The sequence below is a fragment of the Hyphococcus sp. genome, from assembly GCF_965267305.1.
Lineage (GTDB): Bacteria > Pseudomonadota > Alphaproteobacteria > Caulobacterales > Parvularculaceae > Hyphococcus.
The window spans coordinates 26,105-40,035 of the sequence record NZ_OZ253945.1 but is presented as its reverse complement, the minus strand read 5'-3'; the positions used below and the strand labels follow the sequence as shown (position 1 = coordinate 40,035).

At 60.9% G+C, this 13,931-nt stretch carries 9 protein-coding genes; 4 read left to right on the top strand and 5 right to left on the bottom strand.

Annotated elements, in window-relative coordinates:
- The 4 genes from ACQY5P_RS00185 to ACQY5P_RS00170 form a co-directional block, all read right to left on the bottom strand.
- The gene (locus tag ACQY5P_RS00185; RefSeq protein ID WP_428408814.1) at nucleotides 1-1,494 is read right to left on the bottom strand and encodes an aldehyde dehydrogenase; all 1,494 of its coding nucleotides are present in this window, start codon (nucleotides 1,492-1,494) and stop codon (nucleotides 1-3) included.
- 9 nt (nucleotides 1,495-1,503) lie between these two features.
- Nucleotides 1,504-2,334, bottom strand: coding sequence for a hypothetical protein (locus ACQY5P_RS00180; RefSeq protein WP_428408813.1), 831 nt, complete (start codon nucleotides 2,332-2,334; stop codon nucleotides 1,504-1,506).
- A 69-nt stretch (nucleotides 2,335-2,403) separates the two neighbouring features.
- A complete protein-coding gene (locus ACQY5P_RS00175) occupies nucleotides 2,404-4,719 on the bottom strand; it encodes a TonB-dependent receptor (RefSeq protein WP_428408812.1) in 2,316 nt (771 codons plus the stop codon).
- A gap of 284 nt (nucleotides 4,720-5,003) precedes the next feature.
- Nucleotides 5,004-6,596, bottom strand: coding sequence for a tetratricopeptide repeat-containing sulfotransferase family protein (locus tag ACQY5P_RS00170; protein WP_428408811.1), 1,593 nt, complete (start codon nucleotides 6,594-6,596; stop codon nucleotides 5,004-5,006).
- Nucleotides 6,597-6,730: 134 nt separating this feature from the next.
- Here ACQY5P_RS00170 and ACQY5P_RS00165 point away from each other — a divergent pair, with 134 nt between their 5' ends.
- On the top strand, nucleotides 6,731-8,758 hold the full coding sequence (locus ACQY5P_RS00165; RefSeq protein WP_428408810.1) for an amidohydrolase: 2,028 nt from the start codon (nucleotides 6,731-6,733) through the stop codon (nucleotides 8,756-8,758).
- Here ACQY5P_RS00165 and ACQY5P_RS00160 read toward each other — a convergent pair.
- The gene (locus tag ACQY5P_RS00160) at nucleotides 8,740-9,468 is read right to left on the bottom strand and encodes a GntR family transcriptional regulator (protein WP_428408809.1); all 729 of its coding nucleotides are present in this window, start codon (nucleotides 9,466-9,468) and stop codon (nucleotides 8,740-8,742) included. The genes ACQY5P_RS00165 and ACQY5P_RS00160 overlap by 19 nt on opposite strands.
- 353 nt (nucleotides 9,469-9,821) lie before the next feature.
- On the opposite strand from ACQY5P_RS00160, the gene ACQY5P_RS00155 reads away from it, so the two are divergent.
- From ACQY5P_RS00155 to ACQY5P_RS00145, 3 genes are read left to right on the top strand one after another with little or no spacing between them, the layout of a single operon-like run.
- On the top strand, nucleotides 9,822-11,171 hold the full coding sequence (locus tag ACQY5P_RS00155; RefSeq protein WP_428408808.1) for a glutamine synthetase family protein: 1,350 nt from the start codon (nucleotides 9,822-9,824) through the stop codon (nucleotides 11,169-11,171).
- Nucleotides 11,172-11,173: 2 nt separating this feature from the next.
- Nucleotides 11,174-12,538, top strand: a complete 1,365-nt coding sequence (locus ACQY5P_RS00150; protein WP_428408807.1) for an aminotransferase — start codon at nucleotides 11,174-11,176, stop codon at nucleotides 12,536-12,538.
- Between the two features lie 5 nt (nucleotides 12,539-12,543).
- Nucleotides 12,544-13,920, top strand: a complete 1,377-nt coding sequence (locus tag ACQY5P_RS00145; RefSeq protein WP_428408806.1) for a glutamine synthetase family protein — start codon at nucleotides 12,544-12,546, stop codon at nucleotides 13,918-13,920.
- The last annotated feature ends 11 nt before the right edge of the window (nucleotides 13,921-13,931 follow it).

The window sequence follows — 13,931 nt, the reverse complement described above, 5'->3', positions numbered from 1 at the left end:
CTACTTCCGCAGTTCGATCCAAATGGTTTTGAGTTCGGTGTATTTGTCGATGGCATGGAGTGAGCGGTCGCGCCCGAACCCCGACTGTTTGAAGCCGCCGAAGGGCGTCGTAATGTCGCTGCCATCCCAGTTGTTGACCCAGACATTGCCAGCGCGCAGCGTCCGCGCCGCGCGCATGGCCTTGTCGATGTCCGAGGTCCAGATACCCGCCGCAAGACCGTAGATCGTGTCGTTGGCGATCGTCATCGCGTCATCGAAACCGTCGAACCCGATGGCGGAGATGACGGGCCCGAAAATCTCCTCCTGCGCGATGGTCATCTTGTTGTCGACGCCGTCGAAGATCGTCGGCGCGACGTAGAACCCGCCGCTGTTTCCGAGCGCGCGTTCGCCGCCGCATAAGAGTTTCGCGCCCTCCGCCTTTCCCTTGCGCACATAGGAAAGAACGCTGTTCATCTGTCCTTCGTCGACCATGGCGCCGAAGCTTGTGGCGGGATCGAGCGGATCGCCGGGCTTCAAATCCTTCGCAATGGCGGCGACTTTTTCGAGAAAGTTTTTCTTGATCGAATTCTGCACGAGCAGACGCGTCCCCGCCGTGCAGACCTGGCCCTGATCGTAAAAAACGCCCCAGGCCGCCGCCTCCGCCGCCGCATCGAAATCCGGGCAGTCCTCCATGACGATCTGCGGGCTCTTGCCGCCGCATTCGAGCCCGACGCGTTTTAAGTTGCTCTGCGCGGCGTAGCCCATGATGAGCTTGCCGACCGCCGTCGAACCGGTGAAGACGATGGCGTCCACATCCATATGCAGCGCCAGCGCCTTGCCAGCTTTTTCGCCAAGACCCGGAACGACATTGAGGACGCCTTCAGGCAGCCCCGCCTCCATGGCCAGCTCCGCCGCGCGCAGCATGGTGAGGCTCGCCTGCTCCGCGGGTTTCACGACGATTGAGTTGCCGGTGGCGAGCGCCGGCGCGAATTTCCACGACGCCATCAATAAGGGGAAGTTCCACGGCACAACGGCGCCGACAACACCCATAGGCTCGCGCACGATCATGGAGACGGCGTTATGCGGCGACGGCCCCAGCTCGTCATTCACCTTGTCGATGGCTTCGGCGTAATAGCGGATCGCCTGCGCCACGAGCGGAATGTCGGCGCCTTTCGTGTGCGAGAGCGGCTTGCCCATATCGAGAGTTTCAAGGAGCGCCAGCTCCTCAGCGTTGTCTTCAATCTTTTGCGCGAAGGCGAGCATGATGTCGCGCTTCTGGCGCGGCGCCAGCTTGCGCCAATGCCCGGCTTCAAAACTTTTGCGCGCCGATGCAACCGCATCGTCAACATCGCGCGCGTCGCAGGCGCTGATGTCTCCGAGCGAACTGCCGTCAATGGGCGTAAGGCACGGCATGGTCTCGCCGCTTTTCGACGGGCGGAAGGCGCCATCGATAAAGGCGCCGGTGCGGATCGTGACGCGGCCCTTGGCGCGGGCGACGCTTTCAGCAAAGGTCATAAAAAGTCTCTATTTAATAAACCCGGCGGCGCGGCGTTCCGCATTTTCTTCCTGCCAGGTCAGCATGTTCATTTCGATAAAGAAGAATGCGACCAGCCACAAGAAGGCGTCCCAGGCATCCCACGGCTCGCCCAGCATCCACCAATAGTAAGCGCACACGAAAAGAACGCCGTAAAGCAGGATTTTCGCCGACTTGTAGGCGAAGAAAAATTTCGTGCCGAAGAGCTTGGAAGATTGCAGATAAACCTCTGCTTCCAGCACCGCGACAATGATGACCCAGACGCTTGCATTAACGACATCGGTCCAGGCGAGCCGGTTGATGAGACTCAAATTTTCCGGCGTCGCGAAGAGATTGGCCTTGGCGTTGACGAAGACCTCGCCGGCGAGCGCTGTGCAGTTCTGCGCATCGAGCGGCGGATAGTCGTCGAGCGCCACCGCAAACCCCCACTCGCCGCTCAACAGCGAACACGGGTCCGCGCCGGCGTAAGGTTCAAATCCGAGCGGTATCCATAACGTCGCCCAATAGCCATAGAGGGCGTAGAGAATGATCCCGCCGCACAGGATGGTCAGGATATTGATCGTCCATTCGACGCCCGCCTTGATGCGCTCGTCGGGCAAAACGAACGTCTCAAGCTCCAGAAGCAAAAGCAGGATCAGCCATGCGACCGTATCGATGGAGTCCGTATAGGCGACGATGATGTCGCTGAAGGCGACGCCGTCTTCATAGGTCGTCGAACTGCCCGCGACGTTTTCGATGAAGAAATGGCCGGCGTTGACCGCAAGCGCCGCGTAGACGAGATATTTGAAGGTCTGATAGAGCCTGCCGGTTCTTATTATCATCGAACGCTCAAGACGCTGCGCCGGCCTGGCAAGACCGGCGCCACGCTTTCATTCATTCTTCGGCGATCGTCAGCCGCCGAATTCGTAGCTTAGCAGCACGCCGAAGGTGCGCGGACGGCTGGGACCAAAATAGTGCGCGGGGATGAAGTTCCCGCCTTCTGAAACGCCGTCATAATAGAGTTCGTTGGTGACGTTCTCCACATAGCCCATGACGCTCCATCCCGCTTCCGACGCGTAGCCCGCGCGCAGAGACAGATCTATATAGGCGCCGTTGACTGCGTAGTCCGGTCTTAACAGACCGCCATAGGTTTTGGTCTGGCCGAAAGCCTGCGCCGAGGCCCGAATAGCGCCGGGACCGACCGGATAGTTGAAGTTCAGGGCGGCCGACGCAGAGAATTTCGGCACATGACCGAGGGACGAGCCTTCGCAATCGAGGGTGTCGTCGCAAAGCGGCTGCGCGTTCGTGACTTCGGTATCGGCATAGGCGCCGGCGAAGTAGAGATCGAAATAGTCGCCAAGATCGGTGTTGGTGGAGGCTTCAAAGCCCCAGCCGTCCACCTTGCCGACATTGTCGACGAGAATGCCGCCGCCCGTGCCGGGCACGTTCACCTGAAGGTCTTTGTACTGATAATAATAGACGTTGGCGTCAACGCGCGTCGCGCCGCCAAAGAGTGTGCCCTTGACGCCGGCTTCGTAGGACCAGACTTTCTCCGGATCGAAAGCGTTGGGCGAGGCGTCCGCATTGGTGAGGTTGAGGCAGCTATCGTCGAAAGGCCCGCAATAGGTGACGCTCGACGGCGAAATGAAGAAACTGCCGAAACCGCCGGACTTGAAGCCGCGCGTCGCGCTCGCGAACAGCATCCATTCATCGCTGGCGTGGTAGCGCGCGATAAAGCGCGGCGTAAACGCATCCCAGCTCTGCTTGTCTTCAAGCGGCTCAGCCGTCGTAAAGCCGAGACCGAAATACGGACCGAGATCGCTCGTCACGGGCAGCGCGCTGATGGCGAAATCTTTGACATCCTTCGAGTAGCGCACGCCGACGCCGATATCGAATTTCTCCGACAGCGCGAGCGTCGCATCCACATAAGCCGCCCAGCCGTGATAGCGGCCCCGGATCGCATTGCGCTCAACGAGGCCCTCCGCCGTCGGCGTGAAAGCGTAATAATAATAGGCGAAATAATCCGAGCAGCTGTTGATGCCGTAATAGCTCCAGTAGAACTGGCACATCACTTCTTCATCGGCGGCCTGGGTGAAGAGAACGTCGATTTCTTCGTTGTAGTAGGATGCGCCCGCATACCAGGAGAGAGGCCCGTCGGTGTCGGAAACGACGCGCACCTCCTGTTCGAAATAGCTTCCTTCCTGATCTTGGGCGTAGGCGTTGACCCCGAGAGGCGTGCCGTCGAAATCCTCGGCGTAAACATATTCGTGATCTTTATAGCCTGTGAGCGACGTGATGACCGCGCCGCCGAGATCGTAGGAAAGCTCCAGACCGAAGCTCAAAATTTCGGAGTCATCCGCCTCGCCCAATTGCAGATCGCTGTCGATGTCGCGGCCGTCGCCGCCAAGCGACACGCCGAAAATGTCGACGAGATTATCCCAGCCGGGCCCGCCTTCGGTGGCGCGATAAACCGACCCGGACTGCTTGCGGTCTTCATATTCGGCGGTGAAAAACGCCTCGAACGGGCCGTCGCTGTAAAGCGCTGAGAAGCGTCCGGCGTATTTTTCCGGCTCGATCAAGGGATCGTTGGCGGGGAAATAGGCGTTGTCGACATAGCCGTCTTCGTGCCCGCCATAAACGGCGAGGCGAACGGCGAACACATCCGAAAGGGGCAGGTTGATCGCGCCTTCGCCGAAGAAACGGTTGCGCTCCGCAACGTCGGCTTCGACATAGCCGCTGACGCCGTCGAAATTCGGCCGCGCGGTGTGAACGCTGATGGCGCCGCCGATGGCGTTGCGCCCGAACAGAAACCCTTGCGGCCCGCGCAGCACTTCTGCGCGTTCCATGTCGTAAAGGCTGGTCACCACCACGCCGTTGCGGCCCTGATAAAGGCCGTTTTTGAACAGACCGATCGAAGGATCGCCGCCGGCGCCGAAGTCATTCGTCAGAATGCCGCGCATCGAAAGCGTGTCGATGAAGCTGTCGGCGGAGTTGCCGGTGACGCCCGGTGTAAACCGCACGAGATCCTTCACGTCGTCGAGGTTGACCTCGCGGGTGAAGTCGCCGGAGAGGGCGGTGATGGCCAGAGGCACATCCTGAATGGATTCATCGCGTTTCTGGGCGGTGACGATAATTTCGTCGCCCTGCGCGAACGCCGGCGCGGCAAGCATGGCCGCCGCCGAACAGCTGGTGAGAAGAACCCGTTTTTGGAGAGAGAGGCGTTTCATCGATAAGCCCTTTCAGTTGACGCCGGGGAGAAGGCGCAAAAAGGCGCGGACGCGCGAGAACAAACTTGTCGCAAAATCGTAACAATAAAGGATTGAGGGAACAACGCGGGCGGCCGGTTTTGCGATCTCATTGGAGCATTTTCCACCGCAGCGCGGCGAAAATATCACGCCCGCCAAGCAAGTATGGCATTTTTCGTTTTGATATCAGCATTTTACTCTAAAATCGGCTCTCTTTGCCCGGCGGCTTCAAACGCTGCCCGGTTGGTCTGAAGGATCGATTGTGATCACAATTTGCCAAACGACTCAACTGGCGTTCCGGCGGCCCCAAGCGCCCGCGCCATGGGGGCAAGGGCCTCGCCATAACGCCGCCAGCGGCCAACCGAACGGGTATGAGGCTTCTCCCGCACTTGAACAGCGCTCGCCGTGGCGACCGCCGTCTTCTGTTCATGAAAGGCGAGGCACTGGTCTTCCCAGGGCAGGTCCAGATAGTCGATTAGAGCGCGCGCATTGGGTTCGAGGTCGGCGACCGTCGCCTCATAGGAGATGTCGAAAAACCGCCCCGGAAACAGGTTGCGCCATTGCCCCATGAGCTTGAGGTAGCGGGCATGATGGCGCGCCATCTCTTCCTGATCATACGAATGATAATACGCTTCGGCGAAAAGTTGTTTGTAGCTCGCGAAGCAGGAATCCATAGGGTCGCGCGTTAAATGCACGATCTTTGCGTTCGGCAGCGCTGCGAGGATCAGCGGGATATGGAGATAATTGCCCGGCAGCTTGTCGATAAAGCGCGCCGCGCCTTTTTGCATGACCGATGAGGCGCGCAGATATTCCCCGCCAAGCGCCGCAACATCCACCTGCCCTGAGGCCTTGATCGTTTCCGGCGCCCATCGGTCAGGGTTTTCGCTTTTCGTCAGCCTGCGAACGGAGAGTCCGAATTGCTGCAATTCCCCGGCGGATTCCGCCATGGAATGGCTGGCGATGATGCGCTCGATGAGGGTTGTCCCCGTGCGCGGCTGGCCGACGACGAAGATTGGCGACGGATCGTCATGACCGGCGCGCGTTTCAGCAGCCCATCCGGCGTCGAAGGTCTCGCGAAGCGCGGCGAACATCGCCTCCTCAGCAGCCTCATCATAAGAAATCGTGCGGCGCTTCGCCTTTGCTCCGGTTTCAAACGCATGGAACGCGTTCTCCCAGGCCTCGATATCCTCATATTCCTTGCCGGCGGCGTAAGCGAGAAAGGCGCGGGCATGATCGTCGCCCGTTTTCTGCGCCTTTTCCATCAGCTCATCCGCGCGCGCCGGGCTTTCGGCTTTCTTCAGCGACGACAACAGCCATTGCGCCTGTGCGGTGTCTTTATGTTCCGAGAGAAGCCTTGTCAGGGTTCTTTCCGCGGCGGCGGTCTCGCCGAGGAAAATCTCTGCGCTGGCGAGATTGACCCGATAGGCGGGCCTGTCCGGGGCGCGCTCGACGGCGCGCGCATACCAGTCTTTCGCCTGCTGCTGGTCGCCGAGCGAAGACGCCACAATGCCGATCAAATCCGCTGTCGCGGCGTCGGCGGGCGCGGCGGCGACGGCTTTTTTCAGGGCCTGCTCAGCGCGGGCGGGCTGGCCGAGGCGGATGAATATCCGTGCGAGATGCGCCCAGCCGGCGCCATGGCCGGGCGCGAGCTTCACGACCGAGCCGAAGGCGCTCGCCGCCGTTTTGAGGTCGTCCATCTCCAGCGCCGTCAGCCCGACGAGAAAATGAATTTCCGGGTGGGCGCGGTCGATAGCCATCGCCGCCTTGCAGAATTGGGCGGCCCGCGCCGCATCGCCCGCATTGAGCGCGGCGAAGCCGTCGCGAAGATGTGACGCAATGCGCTGCTGTCTGTCGTTCATTCGCCTCTCGCGCCAAATCCCTATGAACGGGCCCTCTTGTGAACCGGCGCGGCCCATGGTCATCATGGCCATGATGAAAGATTTCGCCGGACGATGAAAGAGACGCGCCGGCGAAGAAATTAAGTGAGACATTCATGCAGATCAGGTCGTTCGCCGCCTTGTTGTTTTCTACTTTATCCCTTGCCGCCTGCGCGGAGCGGCAACAGAGCGCGCAACTCAGTCTTGAGCCAGAGGACAAAATCTTCACTAATGGCCGCATCTATACGGCGAATGAAAATCGCGCTTTCGCCTGGGGCATGATCGTGCGCGGCGATGAGATTATTCAAGTTCTGGGCGAAGACCTTCTTGGCATGGTCATCGATGAAAATAGCTACGACGTCATCGATCTCGAAGGACGCCTCGTGCTGCCCGGCCTGCATGACGCGCATATCCACCCGATCAGCGCCATGCCGGTCGAGGTCTGCAGCCTTGAAAACACGCCCTCGACGCTTGCGGAAATCGCCGCTTACGCCAGCGATTGCACGTCCCGTCCCGGCATGACCGAAGGCGAGTGGCGCGTCGTCCTCGCCTGGAACTTTGCGGCGGGGAACCAGCCCGGCGACGAATATCAGACTATCCGCGAAGCGCTCGACGCGGTTTCCACGGAAGAGCCCGTGATTCTGCGCGGCAGCGACGGGCATCATTATGCAGTGAATTCCGCCGCGCTCGCCCGCGCTAAAAACGCCGATGGCGAAACCGTCGGTTTTACCAAGGAAACGCTCGCGACGGACTTCGCCGATCTCGCGCCTTATATCGGCGTCGATGAAACCGGCGAACCGAACGGACGCCTCACCGAAGATTACGCGCTCAGCGCCATTGGCGCGGGCAATCTTTTGGAGTCGGGTCTTGCGAAAGCCCGCAAGGCGCCGGAGCTTTTGATGGACGTGACCTTGCCCCGCGGGATCACGTCATTCCTTGATGCGGCTGCGCGCCCCGATACACTCGATATCTACGACAGTCTGCTGGCGAGTGACGGTTTCCATGCGCGCGCGCATCTCGCGCTTTATTTCGATCCGGGCGATTACGCGGACGAAAGCGGCAATGTGAATTACGACGCGCTTCTTGCCGAAGCCCAGGCGATCCGCGCGAAATATCAGAGCGAACCGCTGATCGAGGCGGATTTCCTCAAACTCTTCGCCGATGGCGTCATGGAAGGCGATCCCCTGTCCGATCCGCCGACGCTGCCCAACGCCGCTTTCTCGCGCAACTATCTGCAACCGATTTACGAATGGGACGAGGAAACCCAATGGGTGCGCGTCGCCGGTTATGTGGATACGCAAAGCCAGCTTTGCGCCGACACGCGCGCTCAAATTGCCGTAGGCGCAACGCCCGACGCCGCCTCTTTCAAGGCGGCGCATGGCTATCATCCGCTGCAATGTCTCGACGCCGGCGGCGTTCTTCAGCATCCCGAAAACGTCATCATGGATTATGTGCGCAAGGGCGACGAAGCGGGCTTCACCTTCCACATTCACGCCATCGGCGACCGCGCCATAGAAAAGTCGCTTGACGCCATCGAGGCTGCGCGAGAGGCGAATGGCGATGACAACAAACACATCATCACGCATTTGCAGCTTGTGCGTCCCGAAGATCACGAGCGCTTCGACGCAAACGACATATACGCGTCTTTCACCTTCGCCTGGGCGTCGCGGGACACGCAATATGACGCGACAGTTATTCCCTTTGTCGACCGCGTCGACGGGCCGAATGGGATGTACGATCCGCAAGGCTATTATTACCGCAACGCCTATCCGGCGGCGTCGCTGAAAGCCGCGAACGCAACGATCATCGCCGGTTCAGACGCGCCCGTCGACACCAAGGACCCGCGGCCGTTCGCCAATATCGAAGGCGCCGTTTCGCGCGCAATCTTTGGCCTGCCGCCCCTCAATGAGGCCGAGGCGATCTCGATCTTCGACGCCGTCGACGCCTATACGATCAATGCGGCGAGAGCTTTGAAACAGGAGCATATCGCCGGATCGCTGGAGCCCGGCAAGAAAGCGGATTTCATCATTCTCGACCAGGATATTTTCGACCTCGCCGAAACCGGAAGGACTTCCGAAATCAGCGATACGAAGGTGCTGGAAACCTGGTTCGCAGGAGAAAAAGTTTATTCGTCCGAAGAATAACCGCGGACGATATTGCTCATGCCCTGCATGATGTCTTCGCGGACGGCGGTTTCGAGTTTGCCCGCGTCGCCGACGCGCAAGGCGGCGACGATTTCCTTGTGCTTGTCGTCCTCAAGCGCCGCCGTGCCGAGCCGTCCGATGACGACGCGCATGAATGGGCCCGTTTGCAGCCAGAGACTCTCCACCAGTCCGAGATAGACCGGCGCGCTCGCTGTCTCATAAAGCGTGAAGTGAAACTCGCTGTTGAGGCGCGCATAGGAGGCGCTGTCTCCCTGCCCGATCGCCTTGTCGAGCGTTTCGTCGATGGCGAGCAATTTGTCCGCCAGTCTTTCGCGGGCGCCCGCATCGCCGCCAAGCGTTTTCAGGGCCCGCGCCGCGAGCGGCGGTTCAAGCGCGAGACGCGCATCGCCAAGCTCTTCCAGTTTCTCGCGGCTCATATTCGCAACGGCGACGCGCCGTGTCGTGGTAAACTCCAGAGCGCCCTGGGCTGCGAGCTGGCGGATCGCCTCGCGCGCCGGCATGGTGCTGACCCCGAATTCGGCGGCGAGACCACGCACAGAGAGCGCCCGTCCCGGCTCCAGCTGGCCGGATATGATCGCGCGGCGGAGGCGCTGATAGACCTCCTCATGGATGGCGGCCTGCCGGACCGGCCCGGCGCCGTCGTCCTCCGTGATTTTTCCCGGACCCGCCGGCGCCGTCATCGTTGTCATACCTGTTTAAATCCGCGCGCCCCGCTTCGCGCCCAAACAGGCGCATCAGCGCGAACCTTAGGGCCTTTGCCGCCAAAAGGAAGAGCCTCAAATCCAAAAACCCGGCGCGATCAGGGCCTTGCGCTTTTTTCAGAGGCGGCGTAATTGTGATCACGTTCTGACGGCTTGCGCCGGATTCGCCTTTCGTTAGGCTCCGCTGCGCGACAATGTCAGTGCTCTCCGGGGCCAGTGCTCTCCGGGCGCCGGATGTCAGGGGAGAGCCCGGGTTCAAGTCGCCCGGAAGCAGCAAGATGAACGTCAACGGGCGTACCCCGCGCCGCCATCCCGGCAGGCGCGGCCGTCCAAGGTGATTTATGGATTTGACAGATCTGAAGGAATGGATGCGAGAGCGCCGCATCGGCGACGTCTCATGCCTTACGCCCGATATGAGCGGCGCGGCGCGCGGCAAGAACATGACGCCGGGCCTATTCCTCTCCAGCCTCGAAAACAAAAGCCTCAGGATTCCGGAGGCGACCTACACCATCTCGGTGCATGGGGACATTGTCTTCAACGAGCATGTTCTCGGCACGGAGCATGACCTTGTCATGTCGCCGGACCTTTCGACCATCCACCTCGCGCCATGGAATACGGACGCAACGGCGGCGGTCATCTGCGACGCCATCACCGATCAGGGCGCGCCGTTCAATCTCGCGCCGCGCCAGGTCCTGCGCAATGTCGTCGATCTCTATCATCAGAAAGGCTGGGCGCCGGTCGTCGGCCCGGAAGTGGAGTTCTATCTCATCGCGCGTTTCACCGACGTGGTGCTCGAGCCGCGCGCGCCGGACGGGGCCTCTGGCCTGCGTGAGTTCGGCCAGCACGTTTACTCCCTCGACGCCATCGACGAGTTCGACAAGCTGTTCGAGGAGCTCTACCAGTTCTGCGATATTCAGCATATCGATCTCGAAACCCTGATCCACGAGGACGGGCCTTGCCAGTTCGAAGTGAATATCCGCCATGGCGAGGCCATGAGCGTCGCGGACCAGCTTTTCCTGTTCAAGCGGCTGGCGCGGCAGGTCGCGAAACGCCACGGCATGTTCGTCACTTTCATGGCGAAGCCCTATGCCGATGAAAGCGGCTCCTCGATCCACCTTCACCAGAGCGTCGTCGACCGGAAAACCGGCAAGAACATTTTCGCCGACGATGACGGCGCAGACTCGGAGAAATTCCGTCACTATATCGGCGGGCTGCAGGCGCATCTGCCGGCCGCGATGCCGCTGCTCGCGCCCTACACGAACTCCTATAACCGTTTCGAGGCGTTCATGAGCGCGCCGACGAACACCCATTGGGGCCGTGAGAACCGCACGGTGGGCTTGCGCGTTCCGGCGAGCGGGCGCGAGGCGCGGCGCGTCGAAAACCGGATTTCCGGCGCCGACATCAATCCCTATCTCGCCATCGCCGCGTCGCTCGTCTGCGGCTATATCGGCATGGCCGATAAGATCGAACCGCGCGCCGAATATGTGGGCGAAGGATATGAGGACCGCGAGCGGCCCCTGCCCATGACCCTGACGGAAAGCGTCGAGACCTTCGCCAAATCGGCGGCGCTCAAAAAATATCTCGGCGAAGGCTTCGTCGACACTTATGCGGCGATCAAACGCTCGGAATATGAACACCGCTCCAGCGTCCTGAGCCCCTGGGACGTGCGCTTCCTCATGGTCAACGTGTAACGATGAAACCGAATATCGACATCAAGGCGCTCGACAGCGCCCACCACCTGCACCCCTTCACGACGCATCATGAATTGCGCGAAACGGGCCCGCGCGTCATCACCCATGCGGAAGGCGTCTACATCTATGATGAAGACGAAAACCGCATTCTCGACGGCATGGCGGGCTTGTGGTGCGTGCAATTAGGCTATGGACGGCAGGAGCTCGTCGACGCCGCCGCCGAGGCGATGAAGACGCTGAGTTACTATAATCTCTTCTTCCAGACGACGACGCCCTACGCCGCAAAGCTGGCCGACCTCATCGCCCAGAAAACGCCGGAAGGCCTCGACCAGATCACTTTCGCCTGTTCCGGGTCGGAAGCGGTCGACAGCGCCATCAAGCTCATCTGGTATTACTGGAATCTGCAAGGCAAGCCGGAAAAGAAAGCCATCATCTCCCGCGCCCGCGCCTATCACGGATCGACGGCGGCGGCGGCGAGCCTTTCGGGGCTGCCGTTCATGCAGGGGATATTCGATCTGCCCCTGCCGCGCTTCCATCATGTGGAGCCGACGCCGCATTTTTATGAATATGGCGAGCCCGGCGAGAGCGAGCACGACTTCGCCATGCGCTGCGCGAAAGCGCTGGAAGACAAGATCCTCGAACTCGGCCCGGAAAATGTCGCAGCCTTCGCCGGCGAGCCGGTCATGGGCGCCGGCGGGCTGATGCTTCCGCCCGAAGGCTACTGGCCGGAGGTCGAACGCATCTGCCGCAAATACGACGTTCTTCTGTGGTCGGATGAAGTGATCTGCGGGTTCGGGCGCACGGGGAACTGGTTCGGCTGCCAGACCTACGGATTCACGCCGGACATCATGACCATGGCGAAAGGCATCACCAGCGGCTACCAGCCGCTTTCCGCCGTCGCCTTAAACAGGCGCGTGGCCGATCCCATCATCAACGCCGATTCCGAAATGGCGCACGGCTTCACCTATTCCGGCCACCCCGTCGCAGCGGCGGTCGCCATCCGCAATATCGAACTTCTAGACGAGCTCGATCTGGTAGGCGCCCGGGGCGCGAAGGCCGCCCGCTATTTTCAGGAGAAGCTGAAAACGCTGGACGACCATCCCCTAGTGGGCGAAACGCGCGGCGTCGGCCTTCTTGGCGCGCTGGAACTTGTCAAAAATAAAGAAACGAAGGAACGGTTCTCACCCGGCGGCCATGCGGGCATGGTCTGCCGCACCCATTGTTTCGCGACGGGCGTCGTCATGCGCGCCGTCGGCGACACGATGTTCCTGTGCCCGCCCCTTGTCATCACCGAAGCCGAAACCGATGAGCTGTTTGACCTCGTCGGGAAGGCGCTCGATAAGACCGCCATGGAACTTGGCGTCTAACCATCATGGCCGGAGCTGACCCAAAACTGACGGAAAAAGCCCGCGCATTTCTGGACTCTCATCCGGAGCTGAAATTCGTCGACGTCTTTCTATCTGACATGAACGGCGTGTTGCGCGGCAAACGTCTGCCCGCGAAGCAAGCGCTCGGCGTTTTTGAAAGCGGCCTGCGCCTTCCCCGCTCGCTGATCGGCGTCGACATCTGGGGCTATGACGTCATGGCGAACGGCCTCGTTCTCGAGACCGGCGACGTGGACGGGCTTTGCTTTCCCGCCGGGACCGGAATCCTCCCCTGCCCCTGGAGCGGCGGCGAGGCGGCGCAAATCCTCTTGATGATGGGCGACGAGGATGGCGGCGCGTTTCATGCCGACCCGCGGCAATTGCTGATCGATATGAAAGAACGCCTTGCGAAGGCCGGGCTTTATCCGGTGGCGGCGCTGGAGCTCGAATTCTTTCTTCTCTCGCGCAAGAGCGACGAATATGGCCGCCCCCTGACGCCGGCGCGCAACGCCCTGCGCCGCCGCATCGGCGACGCGCGCATGTACGCAATGAACGAGCTTGACGATTTCGGCCGATTTTTCCGCGACGTCTATGCGGCCTGCGAGGAACAGGGCCTGCCCCTCGGCGCGGCGATTGTCGAAGGCGGCGCCGGCCAGTTTGAAGTCAACCTGATGCATCAGGCGGATGTGGTCGCCGCGGCGGATCAGGCCGTGCTCTTCCGGCGGACGGTGAAATGTATCGCAGACCAGCACGAGCTGATCGCGACATTCATGGCGAAACCCTTCGGCGAAATCGCCGGCAACGGTCTCCATGTTCATATGAGCATGCTCAATGACAGAGGCGAGAATGTTTTCGCAGGCGACGATGACAACGGGTCGCCGGTGCTGATGAATGCAGTCGCGGGCCTTCTCGCCGCGGCGCCCGAGGCGATGATTTTCCTCGCGCCGCATATGAATTCCTATCGCCGGTTTCAGGATGCGAGCCACGCGCCCACATCGCTCACCTGGGGCTATGAGAACCGCACCGCGGCGATCCGCATTCCCAATGACGGGCCGGAAAACCGCCGGTTCGAGTTCCGGATCGCCGGCGCGGACGCGAACCCCTATCTCCTCCTCGCCGCGCTGCTCGGCGGCGTGCTGCACGGCATCGAAAACAAACTGACGCCGCCGCCGGCGACCGAAGGCAACGCCTATGAAGCCGATGCGCCGCGCGTGCCGATTGTCTGGAGCGAAGCGACGGATGTCTTCGCAGACGGCGACATTCTGGCGCCTTATTTCGGCGAGCTTTTCACTCGCGTCTTCACGGCGCTCAAACGCCAGGAAATGCAGAAAGCGAGCGAGCGCGTCACCGATTTCGAATATGATTCCTATCTTCAGGCGTTCTGACGCCCAATCTT